Here is a 15,950-nt window from a genome sequence, read left to right as displayed (position 1 = left end):
AAGAGCCATATAAATAGGAGCTGCCGTCTATCAACAACTCCCTGTTCCACTATTGCCCCCCGATAGCACAACTAAGTTGGACAATTTTCGATGTTAATTAACATCTTGGTTATACTTTTCAAGTAAATCATCCCAAGAACCATTAAATTCTTTCCATTGACCGTTTTCTGCTATTTCTAAAACTTTACCTTTTCCTGATATAAATTTAATTGTCCTATCGTCGTCTTTGTATGTGATTATTGGCAGTTCAACTTTGATTGAATTGATTTGAGGGTGCATCCTAAAAAATACTTCGTAATTAGAAGCATCATCAAGACCCTTTCTTACTTCATCACCTATCAATGAATATTTTATAGAATCCTCTAATTCTTGAGCCAATCCTCTTTGTTGACGCAAAGTCTGGTATATTTCTTCAAAAGTTATGACTTTTGTTTCGGTTGTAACTTTTTTATTATTGTTGAATGAATACAGTTTAGTATGAGCCACTATATCCGTTATATTTGCCAATATGACGATTAGAATGACCACACCCAATAGGATACTAATTTTTTTCATCGATTTGTCCCCCCTCTTTTATCGGGTTACGCACCCTTACTCCTATAAACTACCCTCCCTCTATAAAGAAAGCGATAGCTCGTTAGCTCAATATGTCATCACTTCCTTACTAACACACTATTCTAAATATAAAATCTCAGTTTCAGAAAAGAAAAAAGCGATCAAATTTAATGATCACCTTGTTTAACTTTCACACCCAATGGTCGAAGAAGAATTTGACGCATAACCTTTTGCAAACACGAAAAGACTAAGATAAAAAAGAAGGTTTTAACATGATAAAAATACTACTATCCGTTCAGTTGATATATGGCTTATGCTTATTTGGAGATTTACCATTCTTTAATCTTAATAATGTTATAAAAGCACAACAAGAAGTACCTCCCTATGCTAAATGGGGACAAATAGCCCTAAAAAAGACAAAAGAGAAATATCCCCAAGCAGATATTGTTGACTATCTTCACATCGGTAAGGAAAAAGGAACGGAACATTCAACAGAAAAATTTAAACTATGGTTAAAAGAGGACAGTAAAGAATTTGGTGTATTGGTTGATATAACATTCCACAATGAAACGGAACAAATTATGGACATTAACTATACGGAATCAATGAGATAATCTGCAACAGATTTCTCTCTTAGTAAAAAAAGCGTATCTGCTTATTGTATAACGGGTTCCCTTTTCCGGTACAAAACTATAAATATCAACACAAATGGGGTACGAAATCGCACATGGTATCGTCCCCTCATTTGTGTTGATATTTAAGGTTTTCTAATAATTTAACAAGTACATTATCCTACAAAATAATTAATGGATTGATACTAGACATTCTCACGTTGCTATTTTATATACTAAAGTGTCTGTTCTTTTAGAATTTCAAAAGAAAAAGACTCGGTTCTCCTTTATTTAGAACCAAGTCTCATTTTATCTAACTGTTTCGAAAAACGAATTCAACAAATTACCTAATAGCCTAAGACAGTAACTTATAGGTTTTCTTTAATAACTAGTTGTCTAAGTTGTTCTTGAAAGGCTTCTAATTTTTCTTTGTCTTTTAAGATAGTTTCGATATCCTTTTGGTAAATAAAGTTTCTAAAGGCGTTATTAAATACAATTAAATTTCCATATCTATTTACAAATGCCTTATACCACTCTTCTTGACTTAATAGATTAATTTTTTTCTTGATTAAACTATTTTTTTTAGACGGTATTCCTTGTAATACACTACCAAATAAGTCTGCAATCACCTAATCCACTCCCAACTATACCCTAATACCTATATGTTATCGAAGGATCAATATCCTTCTTGAATTATTTTGTTCTGTTGGTCGAATAACGAACAAAAGATTATCTATTCATGCTATACAACCATTCGTTAAAACTTTCACTAGCTGATCCGTTCTCAAATTCAAATTTAGACCCTTAGCGAGCCACGAAACCCTCTTGCAGCATAGTAAGATTCTGCTCCATTGTGATACACGAAGACGTGACCGAAGCGGTAGTCACAGAAAAGGGCACCACCGAGTTCTCTAATATCAGTAGGAGTTTGCACCCAACTCGACGTTTTCTTGTCGAAGTTTTCAAGTTTCTGCAGTGCCCGATATTGTTCCTCAGTCAAAATTTCTATGCCCATGGCAGTTGCCATATCAATAGCGCTATTTTCAGGTTTATGTTTTTTTCTTGACTCTAATGCTTCACGGTCGTAACAAACACTTCGGCGACCTTTGGGACTTTCTGGTGAACAATCACAAAAAATGTACTCATCCTCACTTTTATCATAACCGATAACATCTGGTTCTCCACCCGTTATCTCCATTTCATGAAGCGACCACAGTTTTTCCGTGTTAGCGTCCAGCTTTGCTTGTACTTTGTCCCATTCAAAATCTTTATGGCGGTTCATGTTTTTCTCAAAACGGGCTTTCAATACGCTAAGTAATTTTTCACTTTGTTCTGGTGACAATTCCTTTTTAGTGCTGATTTTATTTTTCTCTGTCATGTTCATTCTCTCCTCACTTGTTTTTACTCATAGTGGTTTATGTATGAATATCCATTTATTTTATTCCAGATTTTCACTCTAGCATCCTTCCACTATAAAAGTTGCCTTCTACTTAAAAACTAAAATATCCTTTCTTTTTATAAGGCTGTTTGTATGAAAAAAAGTATTTTTAAGCATCATAAAATCGTTTAGAATAACCCAAATGGGGCTTTTATTCGTTAATAGATACTTTGATGATAGAAAAATTCTTAGTAAATTCACTTTCATTGATTGATATCCTTTTCGTTAAATCTTTCGTTCTTAATACAAATTCTTTGACCCCTATAAATTCTGATTCAGCAATCAAGTAAAACTGTGTTCCTTTTTTATATCCATTAAATTGCCTTTTTAGTTTATATAACTTCATTGAATAACCTCGAATGATACAAAAATAATTATTTATAAGTGGAATTATATCATTAATAATTGTTGGAGTTGAGGATTTTCTTCATTACAGGAATGCTGCTCTATAGCTCAATAAACAATAAGAGTTACTGCCACGACAACTCCTTCTATCCTTCAAGCACCAAATAGTTTAAGTGTAAAACTTCACATTCTATTTATCTTGCATAAAATTTTAACGAATCATTTTATTTGTTTATATAGTTGAAGAGAATCCCCTTCATCTTTTATGCTATAGGTATTTGGAAGACCCTTTAATACTAGTACTGCTTGTAAGTCACCTCTTGAAGCATAAAGATTAATTACCCACACAAATAAGGCAAACCACACTCCCGTACCTGAAATGATAAAAATTAGCACCGCAGAGATAACTCCCAAAATAATCATTGGTGCCAAGGTAATTATTATGTAAGCATTTTTATTAAAAATCGCTTCACTTTTAGCAAATATAAAAGGTCCACTAAAGCCATACTGTGGGCTTATTCCACTATAATATTTCATCAAAACTCCATGTATAAATTCGTGTAACACGATATACACAAATACTACTAGAGGGATTGCAAGTATCAACAAAGGTATTTGTTTTATTAAATTAAACAATTCAATGAGTGAAACAAAATATTGACCTATTAGGATACTAATAACCATAAGACTAACTACACCTATATTTATAATTGGGGGAATTTTGATTTCTTCCCATTCCAGTGACTTAAATTCTTCGTAGTTCGGATACATGACTCTTCCCTCCCGAATGCTGAATATCATTTTTGGTAAACGAGCCTTTACTATCGAAAAGGTAACTTTGATGAAAGGCCCCCATAATGGAATAATTTATTGGAGTTAAGCTGAAAATTGAAGTTAATTTCACACTTATATTTAGTGCGTTAAAGACTTTAAGTAATAGTAAACCCGCGCTACTAATTTCAAGAGTTATCATTGATTGAAAGACTACACTAGAGTACCCTTAAAGTAAATCAAAATCATACATAGGGGGTAAAATGAAGAAATTACTGATGTTTTGCGGGTGCCTTAGTGTCACTCTCAGTTTAGCAGCATGTGATAACAAACCAAATACGCCAGAAGAGGTATTGGAATCCTCCATTCAAGCTATGGAGCAAACCAACAGTTATCGCACTGAAGTAAAAATAGAACAAGACATAGATTTATTCCCACCTGGTAGCAAACAAACTAACGAGCTCACTATGGATTATGTGAAAGATCCGTTAGGCCTTCACATCACCCAAAACACAAAGATAGATAACGTCAATAAAGTAGGGGCACAACTCTATTTTGCAGATGGGGATGTATATACTATTGATTCAAATTATGAAAAAGAAAATTGGTGGAAAGGGAAAGATACAGGCTATCACCCTTCATTAGATGAAGCGAAAGAGTATATGGATTTATCAAAACGGTTGGAAGACTTCCAAAAACATTCTGAAAAGTTGAAGTTAGAAGAAAAAGAAGAACACTATATTTTAACATTAACAGGGGAAGGAGATTCCTTTCATGAACTATCCGTTTATTTCTTGGATATATCTATGCCAGCTTTTATAGATACTGATTGGGGAGAAAACCTTCAAAATAATGGATTTACCTATACTATTTATATAGATAAAGAGAGTTTTCACTTTACGAAATCATTGATTCGAGCAAATCTTGAAATGGATTTGACCGACATGGAGGATCGATTGGAAACCGAGATCACCATCGAGGAAAAAATTTCGAAATATGATGAATTAGAACGTATTGTGATTCCTGATGAGGTTATAGAAAACGCTCTTGATAATAAAGCAGGTGAAAAAGCAAACTAGCAAATAAAAAGATAAAACAATAGCTGAAAATCAACTTAGTGATTTTCAGCTATTTCTTCCGTTAGTTGGGCAAGCAGTTATTCATCCCTATTTCGAGATTGTCTAAACTAAGAAACAAAAAATCACTTTATACTACTGGATATAAACATTGAAGCATCTTGATTCATAAAAATACGATGTCCATGATAAAATGTCTTCATTTCCACTGATGTAAACCCAACTTCGGATAAGCTTTTTTTCAGTTCTTCATGCGAAAAGCCGTTATGAACTTTCGGATGATTTATTTTATCGTTTTTGTCAAAATCAATAATAATTAGCTTGCCACCATCATTTAAAATGTTAAACAATTCTTGTAAAATTTTTTTAGTATCGGGAATATGAAGAAGGACTAGTGACATTAAAACGACATCTGCCTTAAGTTCAGGCGTTTCTTGAGTGAAATCGGAGTAATGTACTTTTGAATTGGTAATTCCTCTGTGCGAAATCTTGGCTTTTGCAACCTCTAACATTTGTTCTGATGAGTCTACCAACAAAAGAGAATCTACTAAGTCCGCTAATTCTAAACTAACGAGACCAGTACCACTCCCATAGTCTAGTAAAGAATCTGATTTATTATTTTGTAATTCTGTCCTTACTTCTTTAACGATAACTTTAGCTAATTCCATTCTTTCTTCTGTATCATATCTTTTTGCCATCTCTTCAAAAACGTTCGTTTCCATATTCCACTCCCCTAGTTATTAAAAATGAAAGCTACATAGTCGTCATTATAGCAAAAACCAAAACCTTAAGGTACGATTCTCTAAAGTATTCAACAACTACACTATTTCGATATACCCTTCTGTTCCATGCACGCGAATTCGTTGCCCGTCTTTTATCAGCTTAGTAGCATTTTCCACGCCAACAACTGCTGGTAAGCCATACTCACGTGCGATAACTGCTCCATGGGTCATCAGTCCACCAACTTCGGTGACTAGACCTTTTATCGATACGAACAACGGTGTCCAGCTAGGGTCAGTAAAGGAAGTAACTAATATATCTCCATCTTCTAAGTCAGCATCTTCCATGTTTAAAATGACACGTGCTCGTCCCTCTATAACTCCGGAAGAAACAGGTAGGCCTACAATCGCTTTAGCTGGGAGATTTTCTCGTTTGTACGCACCTGTAATAATTTCACCATCAGACGTAATAACACGTGGAGGCGTTAGTTTTTCATATAATTTGTAGTCTTCTTTTCGTTTGCTGATGATTTGGTAATCCAGTTTACTAGTGCGTACGACTTCATGAAGTTCTTCAAAAGTGAGATAGTAACTATCTTCTTTTTCATACATAACGCCCGCTTGTACGAGGGTTTCGGCCTCTTTTAGTAAAGCCTGCTTATAAACGAAGTAGCGATGAATCATGCTGTATTTTGGATATTCCCTAAACCCGCTGAAATTCCGTATTCGGTTGATCATTCGTTTTGTTTCTTTGGCTTTTTGTTCACCATCCGGTAATTGCTTCAATCGGTCTACTAATTCTTGTTCTTTTTCCAAAGCAACACGCCGCCCTTGCTCGAATTTGCGCTTGCCACCATTAGGTTCAACGTTTTTGATGTTACCAAGAATTATCGGGACAAGTGTACTTGGTTTTTCGCTCCAACGAGTTTTCGTGATATCAATTTCTCCTGCACACCGCATTCCATATTTGGTAAGGTAAGCAAGTATGGCATCTCGGGTTTCTTTTCCACCTTCAAACGTAAGCAGTTCATCTAAAAAGTTATCCTCTTTTACATGTTGTAAATAATCAATTACTTCTGGATAAGGACGAATCACATCTGCGACCTCCAAAAGCTCAAGCCCCATTTCCGAAGTAATATTGTTTGGTACAGATTGAGAAAGCGTGTCTGCTACGTTTTTTTCACCTAGCCACTTCTCTATGTTTTCATTGATCCATGCTGAAGCATCCTGTGCCGCCATAATGACAGCCGAGCTTTGTGGGTCAAATAAAATCTTTTTTAATTGTTGGATATCTTCTCGAATGAAATCAAATAAATCCGGTCCTGATTTCGTTTGGATGTTTTGTTTTAACTCTTCTATCGATGTTTGACTACGCTTAATCAAATCAGAAACGATTGATGGATTGTTTTCGATTTGTTCCAGCATATCTGTATTGCCTCTTTTAGGACTCGGTGCTTTAGAATCACTTGGTAACGATTTTATAAAATCTCCACGCTCCATGATGTTCATAAGTGCGTCTTTCATGAGCGGATCGTGTTGTCCCATAGCACTTAATAAAACGTTTCTACTAACAGGGGAAGCAAGTTGGTGCGTGACATCAACAAACAACCTTCCACCAGCTTTACGCATAGGCGCCGGAGTCGTTAATAGCCAAAAAGACAATCCCAATGGTTTCATAGAATCTGTCATCATTTGTTGATGACCAACAGATACATAAACATGGTTTTCTTCGTCATTCGCTTCAGGGATAGGGAAAAGAGTAGTGATTGGACGACTTTGGACGATATAAAATGTATCCTCCACTAAACACCATTCGATATCTTGTGGACTACCAAAATAAGCTTCGACCTGTCTTCCAATGCGTGCTAGTTGTAAAATCTGTTGATCGGTAAGTGTTTGTGTCTTTTGCTGATCCGAATCGATCTGCTTGGTTTCTGTTCCGCCTCCTTTTTGTCCATAGATAGCCAATTTTTTTGTTGCTATCCTTTTATCAACGATTTTATTTTCCTGCACTTTATAACAATCGGCAGAGACTAAGCCTGAGACCAGTGCTTCGCCAAGTCCAAAACTGGCATCAATTGATAGTAGCTTTCGGTTAGAAGTAATTGGATCAGCGGTAAATAAAATTCCTGAAGCCTGTGGGAAAACCATCTTTTGAACGATAACGGATAAATAAACTTGGCTGTGGTCAAACCCATTTTGCATACGGTAGCTTATCGCACGATCTGTAAATAGGGAAGCCCAGCATTTGCTGATATGCTGCAAGATGGAATCGATGCCGATGACATTTAAATAAGTGTCGTGTTGACCAGCAAAAGAGGCGTGTGGCAAATCTTCCGCAGTCGCACTAGAACGCACTGCATAAGCATGTTCATCGCCAAACTGGGAGAGATAGTGAGCAACTGCGCCCGCAACATCAGAAGGAATTTCTACATCCATAATGGTTTGTCGGATCTTCCTGCTGATTTCACTAATTTGATCTCGATCCTCTACTTTTAGCAATGTTAATTGCTCCAACAATGCCTGAAACACTTCGTTTTGTTCGATGGCTTTTTGATATCCCTCTGTTGTAACACAAAACCCTTCTGGTACTTGTATTCCTTGAATTTTGGATAATTCCCCTAAATTTACCCCTTTTCCACCAACAAGCAAAAGCTGTGTTTTATCCATTTCCTGAAAACCGAGAACCAAAGAACTCATTCCACATCTCTCCTAACCATTTTATTTCTTTAAGTTTCTTGATATAGGCTCTTTCTTATAGATTGCTGTTTTTACTTATACATTCAGCCTGTTGATTTCCGTTGAAAAACAACAACCTTTATGAAAAACAGCCTTAATCTATTTCCCCCCCTTCACCAAGCCTAATCAAAGTCCTATTGCATTTTAGCAGTAACAAAGGGGAATAAATAGTCTATATTGACCATTTTTTATATGCTATAATTAACTCAGGGAGAGTCCCGTTTTCAAAAAATAACTAGACCTTACCGGATAGTAACCTAATCAACCGCTCCATCCCCTCGAAGTAGCTCATATACCTTTTCCCTCACAATGAATATCGTTAAATTCAACTTCTTTCCACCTAACCTGTTTATCTTCTCCAAAATACCTTGTATTAATTAGAAGATATCAATCTCCTATTAACCAAACCTGCGACTTTACTTCAATAAAAAAATCCCCTCTGCATAAGTGCCAAAAATATATTCATGCCATTTAGGGAATAAATTGAATAGTTTTAAGTTTTATAAAGCATTTCCTTGTAAAGAGGAATGCTTTTTTACTTTTTTAGGATGTTTTCTAAAAGGTTGTTGCTTCTCCATCTATTTTACTTTTTGCCCTGTTAACGGAAACTCTTAATGATTGTAAGGGGATTTGTGAGACTCCCTCGGAAAAAGTTATCATGACAAGGCTCCTACGGAAAAATGGACTTGGCAAGACTCCGCAGAAACGACGAGGCTTGACAGTTCGTCCGCAGAAAGGGAGCGAATTCCCTTATTACAATCAAGCATCCACACTAATAAAACAGAGCTACTTCTAGGGAAATAAATAGCAACAAAGTTTACAAAAGGCTGTTTTCATAAAAGTTGTTGTTTTTTAACGGAGAACTAAGTTTAACCCACTGAGTTGATTGGAGCGGAGGGCACTTGACTCCTGCGGGAAGAGAGGAAAGGGAGAGACCCCGCAGGCGAAGCTGAGGAGGCTCTCCTTCCTCCCCGCGGAAAGCAAGTGCCCGTAGCGGAAATCAACGGGCTGAATGTATAAGTAAAAACAACAACCTATGAGAAAACAGCCTTACAAAAAGATTTTTTGTTTAAAACCAATATTCACTTAACAACAAAAATACCTTCTAAATAAATAAAAATTTATTGTAAAACGATAAAAATTGTATTATAATCAGTTTGAAAATAAATAAATGAGGTGCTTTTTATGAAACGAGGTTCAACAATCTTTTTAAAAATAGCTGTTTTTCTTATTGGAACTCCAGTTCTTGCTTTGTGTGCATTTGGCTTGCCTTGGTTAGCTAATAATCCAGCAAATCCCGATTACGCCCATATGCTATATCCCATTGTAATCGGTATGTATGTATCAGTAATACCGTTTTGTATTGCATTGTATCAGGCTTTCAAACTTTTAAGCTATATTGACAAGAACCAAGCTTTCTCTGAATTGTCCGTTAAAGCTCTAAGGAATATCAAATTCTGTGCAATCACGATCAGTGGCTTGTATGTGGTAATTCTGCCATTTGTTTTTCTCGTCGCAGATCTAGACGATGCACCAGGTCTCATCATAGTCGGAATGGTCCCAATACTAGCTTCAATGGTAATCGCAGTATTCGCTGCCGTTCTTCAAAGACTTTTACAAGAAGCAATTACTATAAAATCTGAAAATGATTTAACGGTCTGAGGTGAAAACAATGGCAATTATAATCAATATTGATGTGATGTTAGCTAAAAGGAAAATGAGCGTTACGGAACTATCCGAAAAGGTTGGAATCACGATGGCGAATCTTTCTATATTGAAAAATGGAAAAGCAAAAGCGATTCGATTATCAACTTTAGAGGCGATTTGTAAAGCGCTAGAATGTCAGCCTGGAGATATTTTAGAATACAAACAGGACGAGGACAATTAAGGATAAAGAGACCGCTTGTTCCATTAACGAATTTAATCATAAAAAGGGGATGGGAAAATGAAAAAATTATTAGTATTGCTACTGACAAGTTTTCTACTTATTTTTTTATCGGCTTGTACAGGTTATTCTAGTACTCCTATCGAACCGAATGAGAATAATATGATTATCACTATAAAAAACAACGCTGATTTTGATTTTTATGGACTCGAAGCAAAAATATTGAACCATTCACCAAGTATTGTGAACGCTGATGGCTCTAAAGTGGAGAAAGGACAGTCACTTCGATTTGAACTTCTACAAGAGGACGTTGCTTTAGATGGAAAAGAAATCGAGGTAGAAGTTGGAATTTTAAACGATAAACAAGATATAGTACAAATAAACAAAAAAGTTACACTTGCGTTAGTCAATAATAAGGAAGTATTCTTTGAACTTACTGGTGAATCAATAAATAATGCTGTTTTAAAAAGAGTAGAATGAGTGGTGAATGACTGTACTAGTACGAATAACGAATTCGGTTTTGGAGTACAAAATTACAAATAGAAGAGTAAGCCACAATAGATTTAGCAACCGAATTAACCAGTAAAGTTACATTATAATTGGTATAGAACAACGCTGAGAGCTTAGCTCTGAGCGTTTCTTTTTTATTTTCTTATTCAATTAAAGCACCAGTTAACCTAATAGGAAACACTTGAACTTATCTATTCAGTCAGATGAATATGTCGCTACTCTGTTTGGGAAGATCAGCATCAGACCCACAAGTAATGTTGTAGAGATGATTCGAGGAAAAATTCCCATCCTTGAGAGGACGATTAGTTACGGACAAGGGGTAACGGCAAAGCTGAGCAGGCTCCCATTCCTCCCCGAGGAGTCTTGTGCCCGTAGCGGAAATCAACGGGCAAAATTCATAAGTAAAAACAACAATCTCTGAGAAAAGAGCCTAAGTTTATTAAACATACATAAGAAGGCGGATAGGATGAGAAAATAAACTATAATATCTTTTCACTTGGAGGATTATAATGGAGAATGAAAAACAGATAAGGCTAACATCAATGGAAGTTTCCCAACTTTGGGCACAATATTTAAATGATAGCGGAAGTATGTGTATTCTTACATATTTTTTAGAAAAAGCGGAAGATGCAGAGATTAAATCTGTCATTGAATACGCTTTAGAACTCTCCAAAAAACATATAGAAAAACTAACTTCTCTTTTTACTGAGGAAAAACATGCAATCCCTCATGGTTTTAAAATAGAGGAAGATGTCGATCTAACCGCTCCTAGATTATATTCCGACAATTATGTATTAAACTTTATTCATCAAATGTCAATGGTGGGGCTGACAACTTACGCAGCAAGTTTGTCAGGATCCACCAGAGCTGACATTACAGATTATTATACGGAATGTATGTCTGAGACTATGCAACTGTTTAAAAAATCGAAAGACTTGCTTTTGTCTAAGGGACTTTATATAAGGTCTCCGTATTTGCCGAATTTAGAAAAAGCAGATTTTGTGAAAGAGCAGCGTTTTGTATGGGATATTATTGGGGAAAAAAGACCATTAGTAGCATCTGAAATATCCAATATATTTGCAAATATTCAAAGAAATGCTTTTGGGGCAGCTACTCTAGCAGGGTTTTGCCAAGTTGCCCAGGATAAACAAGTAAAACAATTCTTTATTAGAGGAATTGAAATTGCCAAAAAGCACACTAAATTATTTGGGAAGAAATTTGAAGAAAGTTATCTTCCAGTTCCCACAACTTGGGCAACAGAAATCACGAATAGCACTGTTTATACTTTTTCCGATAAACTAATGATGTTCTTTACAACAGCCTTAATTGGGTTGAGTATTGGGTATTATGGGACAGGTATTGCTCAAAGTCCTAGAGTAGATATAGGCATTATGTATAACAGATTGATGGTAGAAATCCAGCTATATTCTGAGGATGGCTCCAATATCATGATAAATAATAAATGGTTAGAACAGCCCCCAATAGCATCAGACAGAGATGAGTTAGCCAACGCTAATCTTAATAACTAATTTCAAAAGGGAGGTCATTTACCTTCCCTTTTTCTTTACAACGATCATTAGTTAATCGAGATAAGTCTGATGTAGAAGGAGATATGGGGGAATTTTACGATGAAAAGTAGATATAAATCCCCTTGGTCAGCTTTGTTATGGTCATTTGTTTTACCTGGATTTGGTCCATTTTATAATGGTCAACTGGTAATGTACTCGGGTCTAAACCTTATGGCATTTTTCAATGAAAAGAGCAATTTTTAAGTATTGCAGTGAACTCTTTCAAACAAATGGTCAACAAGCTGACATGAACGAAAGCCGAAAAAAGCCAATTGTTTATTTTCATGGAACCTTAATTAAAGCTTGCACGTATTAACGTATGTAAGTTCTTGCCCCACCTATGCTTCTCCAATTCCTCAAGCCTTGAAGTGGGGATATTACTGCCCATTAACGCAGGATAAATTTGTCAGATTTACAGTCCCATCTTTCGGTTAGTTTGCCTTTATCCATAGTATAGAAAGGTCTCTGTTATAACTCAATAAATTGTGGCTGCAATAATGGTTACATCATCATGGAACTCTACTGAACCAGCCTTATTAGAAGATTTGGCGATAATCCTATCCAGAAGATCATCCGCTTCTACCTTCTGATTTTCTATTATAAGTGTTTTTAAGTTCTCAATATTTTCGCTTGTTATGTACTTTTCATCGTCAAAAATTCCATCTGTGTATAAAACAATTTTTGTCTCTCCTGTATACTGTAGAGCTCCTGTTTCAACATCTATTTCTGGAAGCACTCCGAGTGGGATACATCCTTTCTCAGGGTAACCAATTAATTCTTCCACGCCTCAACGAAATTGTTGTGCATTTTTTAATGTAATGTTTTCTCCCCAGCGAAGTACTCGAGTGAAGTCATTTACTTTTCTTAACATCGTATACTTATCTCCCTCAACCTAAATTTCCATTTATATTTTTTTCCATACATAAAGTAATATGACCTTCTTCGGCTGTAAGCCAAACTTCGTCCATAATAGACAAAATGAGTTGTAATCCTCTACCACGCGAGCCATAGTTTATGTTTTCATTTATTTCTAACGGAAACGAATTCCCCTTCTGTTTCACTTTCATTACCAAACTAGTAGCTGTACTTTGCCACTTTATTTCGACAAATTGTTGTTCCTCTGTTGTCCCATATTCCATCGCATTGACGAGTGCTTCTTCTGTTACTAAACATAATCGAAGTTGAACCTCTAGCAAAAAGCCTAAGCTTTCCGCCAAATGCTCTGTATAATTCATCGCATTCATTACATCATCTGTTGATTGAATTTTCATGGAATGTATACTACTGAACCCTACTAACGTTTCATCATCCATTAACTGTCCCTAATTACTAAAAACTAGTAAATTCTTATCGTCGTCTCACAATCAGGATAGGAGGCTTTCCTGCCATACACCTATAGCGTAAAGCAACTTAAGGTGCCCTATTAGAGCCAGCCGGTGGCAAGGAATATTCCTATTAATGATCCATTCCTTACCAATAGTTATAGTAATCAAGTTTACACCTCCCCCGAGTTTAAATCCCTGATTGTTGTATTCTAGCGTCTGATGAATGACGCTTCACCATTTCCTCCATGGAACTTGCGATGAACTAGCAAGCTACTAGATTGTATTATGAACATGTTAATAATACAATCATAGATTAATAGGACTATTTACGTAGTGACAGATATCACACAAGTGCTTTTAGACTATAAAAAACTATTATAAAGGATATTTCGTTTTACCTGTTGATTTGGGCATAATTTATAAACTTTTTCCCATTTTATCGCTCATACCCTTTTTCTTGCAGTTACCGTAGGAAATTCTGTATTGAAACTACTATTGGTTTTTTTGTTAACTGGCCTCGATGTCTAAAACACAGAAATCTCTAATTTGGTACTCTAGTTTGCCTTATTCCTATTGCTAAGCATAACGTTCACATTTCTGTCACATCTAAGTCCTTCCTACGGTGTCCTTTTCACTCTTCCCTCCCTATATAGGCAGTGAAAGGGTGGTGCAAAAGGATGAATATAAAATCTGGTGATATAGAAGCATTTAAACAGTATTCACAGTTTTCCAGTTTAAAAGAATTTAATAATCATATGGAAATGTGGATGGTAGAGTATAAAAAAGAGTTTACAAAAGCTGAATTAGTGGGGTTAAAACGGTTGGTTCGCTTTTCTGCGAAATTTCCTGGTGTTTGCAACGCGAAGATTGGCACGGTGTTAAAAGCTATTCATGAAGAATATCACGATAACGGTATCTCTCGTTCCAGCTTTAAAAGAATGATTGGTAAAGCAAAAAAATTAGGTATCTTCACGGTTCATGAAACAGAAAGAAACAACGGATCACAGTCTAGTAATCTTTATATTTTTAATCGTTTTCCTATAAATGAACTACCTACTGACGAAAAGTTGAACCACCATAAAACTAGTAATCTTCTTAAAACTAAAAATCAAATGAGTAAAAAACGTAAGGACAACGAGCTTGATAACATTTCTCTAGATACTACTGTTTCACATGACATCAAGGACATAGTGACAAATGATGACAAGCAACAAGCAGCTATTACTACTGAAAAATCACCAACCATCAAAGAGCTAGATCACACTTTTACAAGTGATGAAGTCCCTCCAGCTTTTCGTCAACTAGTGAAATGCTTTTTTGATGAGGCAAAAACGATTGAAGAATATTGGAAAATGGCTAAAATAGCCGCTTACCATAATAATCGCGAAAACGAGAAAGACCAAGTCCTAGGTATCGCCATCAACTCCTTTAAACAAATGATAAATAAGCTAAAATTATCAAAATCCATCAAAAAACCAATTGCCTATTTTTACGGCATTTTGAATAAAAAGTTTGATCAGCTTTATTTTGAAGAGTTACGCGAGATGGAGATTAGTGAGGAGAATTTTGAGGATGAGGTTCCCTATAGCTTGGATTTAGGGAAGGCGCTGTTTTCGTTTTAAAGAAGTTCTTCATCAGCCAGATAACGGCAATCTTCTTATATTAAAAATATAAAACTTGATAAGAAGATCCTAGTTTACCTATCCAGCTGATTTTGAAAATATTTCGTTGCCATAAGTGAAATAATCAACACCAATTCAAATCCGTTTACAACTGCACCACTCTTCACTGGGATCGGAACCGCACTACCAATTGTCATCATGAGTGTTCCAATGAAAAACCAAATCCATTTTTGTTTCCACCATATTATTAATGACGTGAGGAGAAGAACTGCTGTAACGATTATTACCATAATTGGTGGACTTGTTGCTTTTTCGATGCTGTCGTAGCTTAATACACCGTATTCCCATTTTGCTTCGACTTTTAGTCCTAATGTTTCAGTGAATAGTTCAAGAATAACGAGGCAAAGGAAAACGCAGACCGACCCATATTTCACCCAATTTTTCTGTGCCCATTTTATATCAGCTCGTTTTAGTGTGTTCCAAGCAAAGAGCACGAGTAATGGCGTAAAAAAGGCATGGACCCAAAACCTAGCGATGTTTAAATTTTTGAGGATGCTTCCTTCTCCAATATAGCGACCAACTGCGACAATTGCGTTATCATATAGTAATCCGGCTACTACGAGCAACACTACATTGGATGCCGTGAGCCAACGGTTGTTTTTGGCTAAGAATATGCCCCAAGTAAAGAGGGCTAGATAAGCTACCATATACATAAAGAATAATAGTGTATCCATCGGTTCACTCCCTTTTGTTCTAAGGTTTTCCTTTTTGCTTAGGGAATAAACA

Annotated in this window: 18 protein-coding genes; 8 read left to right on the top strand and 10 right to left on the bottom strand. The window is 35.8% G+C overall.

Translation table 11 applies throughout. The annotated features are described in order from the left end of the window. Positions 1-93: 93 nt before the first annotated feature. Complete coding sequence (locus ACFSUL_RS13910) at positions 94-555, bottom strand: hypothetical protein (protein ID WP_377936366.1); 462 nt, start codon at positions 553-555, stop codon at positions 94-96. Between the two features lie 272 nt (positions 556-827). Here ACFSUL_RS13910 and ACFSUL_RS13905 point away from each other — a divergent pair, with 272 nt between their 5' ends. Beyond that, entirely contained in the window at positions 828-1,169 is a 342-nt protein-coding gene (locus ACFSUL_RS13905) for a YqzG/YhdC family protein (RefSeq protein ID WP_071411973.1), read from the top strand. 365 nt (positions 1,170-1,534) lie between these two features. On the opposite strand, the gene ACFSUL_RS13900 is transcribed toward ACFSUL_RS13905, so the two are convergent. The 4 genes from ACFSUL_RS13900 to ACFSUL_RS13885 form a co-directional block, all read right to left on the bottom strand. Next, a complete protein-coding gene (locus tag ACFSUL_RS13900; protein ID WP_377936363.1) occupies positions 1,535-1,795 on the bottom strand; it encodes a hypothetical protein in 261 nt (86 codons plus the stop codon). Between the two features lie 167 nt (positions 1,796-1,962). After that, the gene (locus ACFSUL_RS13895) at positions 1,963-2,544 is read right to left on the bottom strand and encodes a DUF4256 domain-containing protein (protein WP_377936361.1); all 582 of its coding nucleotides are present in this window, start codon (positions 2,542-2,544) and stop codon (positions 1,963-1,965) included. A 211-nt stretch (positions 2,545-2,755) separates the two neighbouring features. Next, a complete protein-coding gene (locus ACFSUL_RS13890) occupies positions 2,756-2,950 on the bottom strand; it encodes a hypothetical protein (protein WP_071411968.1) in 195 nt (64 codons plus the stop codon). A 218-nt stretch (positions 2,951-3,168) separates the two neighbouring features. Next, positions 3,169-3,720 carry a DUF3267 domain-containing protein gene (locus ACFSUL_RS13885; RefSeq protein WP_377936359.1) on the bottom strand — a complete coding sequence of 184 codons (552 nt, stop codon included), beginning with the start codon at positions 3,718-3,720 and terminating at the stop codon, positions 3,169-3,171. Positions 3,721-3,983: 263 nt separating this feature from the next. Between ACFSUL_RS13885 and ACFSUL_RS13880 the strand changes: the two genes are divergently transcribed. Then, entirely contained in the window at positions 3,984-4,799 is an 816-nt protein-coding gene (locus tag ACFSUL_RS13880; RefSeq protein ID WP_377936357.1) for a DUF6612 family protein, read from the top strand. Positions 4,800-4,921: 122 nt separating this feature from the next. Here the strand turns inward: ACFSUL_RS13880 and ACFSUL_RS13875 are convergent, their stop codons facing one another. Together ACFSUL_RS13875 and ppsA are read right to left on the bottom strand one after the other, a co-directional pair. Continuing rightward, positions 4,922-5,518, bottom strand: coding sequence for a class I SAM-dependent methyltransferase (locus ACFSUL_RS13875; protein WP_071411961.1), 597 nt, complete (start codon positions 5,516-5,518; stop codon positions 4,922-4,924). A 96-nt stretch (positions 5,519-5,614) separates the two neighbouring features. Then, complete coding sequence (ppsA, locus tag ACFSUL_RS13870) at positions 5,615-8,215, bottom strand: phosphoenolpyruvate synthase (protein WP_377936354.1); 2,601 nt, start codon at positions 8,213-8,215, stop codon at positions 5,615-5,617. Positions 8,216-9,439: 1,224 nt separating this feature from the next. Between ppsA and ACFSUL_RS13865 the strand changes: the two genes are divergently transcribed. From ACFSUL_RS13865 to ACFSUL_RS13845, 5 genes are all read left to right on the top strand, one after another. Further along, positions 9,440-9,916, top strand: coding sequence for a DUF2975 domain-containing protein (locus ACFSUL_RS13865; RefSeq protein WP_377936352.1), 477 nt, complete (start codon positions 9,440-9,442; stop codon positions 9,914-9,916). Positions 9,917-9,926: 10 nt separating this feature from the next. Then, the gene (locus ACFSUL_RS13860) at positions 9,927-10,142 is read left to right on the top strand and encodes a helix-turn-helix domain-containing protein (RefSeq protein ID WP_377936350.1); all 216 of its coding nucleotides are present in this window, start codon (positions 9,927-9,929) and stop codon (positions 10,140-10,142) included. A gap of 57 nt (positions 10,143-10,199) precedes the next feature. Continuing rightward, the gene (locus ACFSUL_RS13855) at positions 10,200-10,619 is read left to right on the top strand and encodes a hypothetical protein (RefSeq protein ID WP_377936348.1); all 420 of its coding nucleotides are present in this window, start codon (positions 10,200-10,202) and stop codon (positions 10,617-10,619) included. Positions 10,620-11,158: 539 nt separating this feature from the next. Further along, entirely contained in the window at positions 11,159-12,178 is a 1,020-nt protein-coding gene (locus ACFSUL_RS13850) for a DUF3231 family protein (protein WP_377936346.1), read from the top strand. 99 nt (positions 12,179-12,277) lie between these two features. Then, positions 12,278-12,421: a hypothetical protein gene (locus ACFSUL_RS13845; protein ID WP_377936344.1), complete on the top strand. Its 144-nt coding sequence runs from the start codon at positions 12,278-12,280 to the stop codon at positions 12,419-12,421. Positions 12,422-12,692: 271 nt separating this feature from the next. Here ACFSUL_RS13845 and ACFSUL_RS13840 read toward each other — a convergent pair whose 3' ends face one another. After that, positions 12,693-13,001, bottom strand: coding sequence for a SpoIIE family protein phosphatase (locus tag ACFSUL_RS13840; protein ID WP_377936342.1), 309 nt, complete (start codon positions 12,999-13,001; stop codon positions 12,693-12,695). Positions 13,002-13,104: 103 nt separating this feature from the next. Continuing rightward, positions 13,105-13,530 carry an ATP-binding protein gene (locus tag ACFSUL_RS13835; RefSeq protein ID WP_377936340.1) on the bottom strand — a complete coding sequence of 142 codons (426 nt, stop codon included), beginning with the start codon at positions 13,528-13,530 and terminating at the stop codon, positions 13,105-13,107. Positions 13,531-14,219: 689 nt separating this feature from the next. Here ACFSUL_RS13835 and ACFSUL_RS13830 point away from each other — a divergent pair. Then, on the top strand, positions 14,220-15,164 hold the full coding sequence (locus ACFSUL_RS13830; protein WP_377936338.1) for a hypothetical protein: 945 nt from the start codon (positions 14,220-14,222) through the stop codon (positions 15,162-15,164). Positions 15,165-15,238: 74 nt separating this feature from the next. On the opposite strand, the gene ACFSUL_RS13825 is transcribed toward ACFSUL_RS13830, so the two are convergent. Continuing rightward, positions 15,239-15,898, bottom strand: coding sequence for a hypothetical protein (locus ACFSUL_RS13825; RefSeq protein ID WP_377936336.1), 660 nt, complete (start codon positions 15,896-15,898; stop codon positions 15,239-15,241). Positions 15,899-15,950: the final 52 nt, after the last annotated feature.

It is taken from the genome of Bacillus seohaeanensis, from assembly GCF_042684945.1.
GTDB lineage: Bacteria > Bacillota > Bacilli > Bacillales > Bacillaceae_B > Rossellomorea > Rossellomorea seohaeanensis.
Note: the sequence above shows the minus strand (reverse complement) of the source record. Positions and strands in the feature narration are given on the sequence as shown.

What these genes read in the sequence shown, in the direction of transcription:
- ACFSUL_RS13910 (WP_377936366.1), bottom strand. Translation starts at nt 555, where the DNA reads ATGAAAAAAATTAGTATCCTATTGGGTGTGGTCATTCTAATCGTCATA.
- ACFSUL_RS13905 (WP_071411973.1), top strand. Translation starts at nt 828, where the DNA reads ATGATAAAAATACTACTATCCGTTCAGTTGATATATGGCTTATGCTTA.
- ACFSUL_RS13895 (WP_377936361.1), bottom strand. Translation starts at nt 2,544, where the DNA reads ATGACAGAGAAAAATAAAATCAGCACTAAAAAGGAATTGTCACCAGAA.
- ACFSUL_RS13890 (WP_071411968.1), bottom strand. Translation starts at nt 2,950, where the DNA reads ATGAAGTTATATAAACTAAAAAGGCAATTTAATGGATATAAAAAAGGA.
- ACFSUL_RS13885 (WP_377936359.1), bottom strand. Translation starts at nt 3,720, where the DNA reads ATGTATCCGAACTACGAAGAATTTAAGTCACTGGAATGGGAAGAAATC.
- ACFSUL_RS13880 (WP_377936357.1), top strand. Translation starts at nt 3,984, where the DNA reads ATGAAGAAATTACTGATGTTTTGCGGGTGCCTTAGTGTCACTCTCAGT.
- ACFSUL_RS13875 (WP_071411961.1), bottom strand. Translation starts at nt 5,518, where the DNA reads ATGGAAACGAACGTTTTTGAAGAGATGGCAAAAAGATATGATACAGAA.
- ppsA (WP_377936354.1), bottom strand. Translation starts at nt 8,215, where the DNA reads ATGAGTTCTTTGGTTCTCGGTTTTCAGGAAATGGATAAAACACAGCTT.
- ACFSUL_RS13865 (WP_377936352.1), top strand. Translation starts at nt 9,440, where the DNA reads ATGAAACGAGGTTCAACAATCTTTTTAAAAATAGCTGTTTTTCTTATT.
- ACFSUL_RS13860 (WP_377936350.1), top strand. Translation starts at nt 9,927, where the DNA reads ATGGCAATTATAATCAATATTGATGTGATGTTAGCTAAAAGGAAAATG.
- ACFSUL_RS13855 (WP_377936348.1), top strand. Translation starts at nt 10,200, where the DNA reads ATGAAAAAATTATTAGTATTGCTACTGACAAGTTTTCTACTTATTTTT.
- ACFSUL_RS13850 (WP_377936346.1), top strand. Translation starts at nt 11,159, where the DNA reads ATGGAGAATGAAAAACAGATAAGGCTAACATCAATGGAAGTTTCCCAA.
- ACFSUL_RS13845 (WP_377936344.1), top strand. Translation starts at nt 12,278, where the DNA reads ATGAAAAGTAGATATAAATCCCCTTGGTCAGCTTTGTTATGGTCATTT.
- ACFSUL_RS13835 (WP_377936340.1), bottom strand. Translation starts at nt 13,530, where the DNA reads ATGGATGATGAAACGTTAGTAGGGTTCAGTAGTATACATTCCATGAAA.
- ACFSUL_RS13830 (WP_377936338.1), top strand. Translation starts at nt 14,220, where the DNA reads ATGAATATAAAATCTGGTGATATAGAAGCATTTAAACAGTATTCACAG.
- ACFSUL_RS13825 (WP_377936336.1), bottom strand. Translation starts at nt 15,898, where the DNA reads ATGGATACACTATTATTCTTTATGTATATGGTAGCTTATCTAGCCCTC.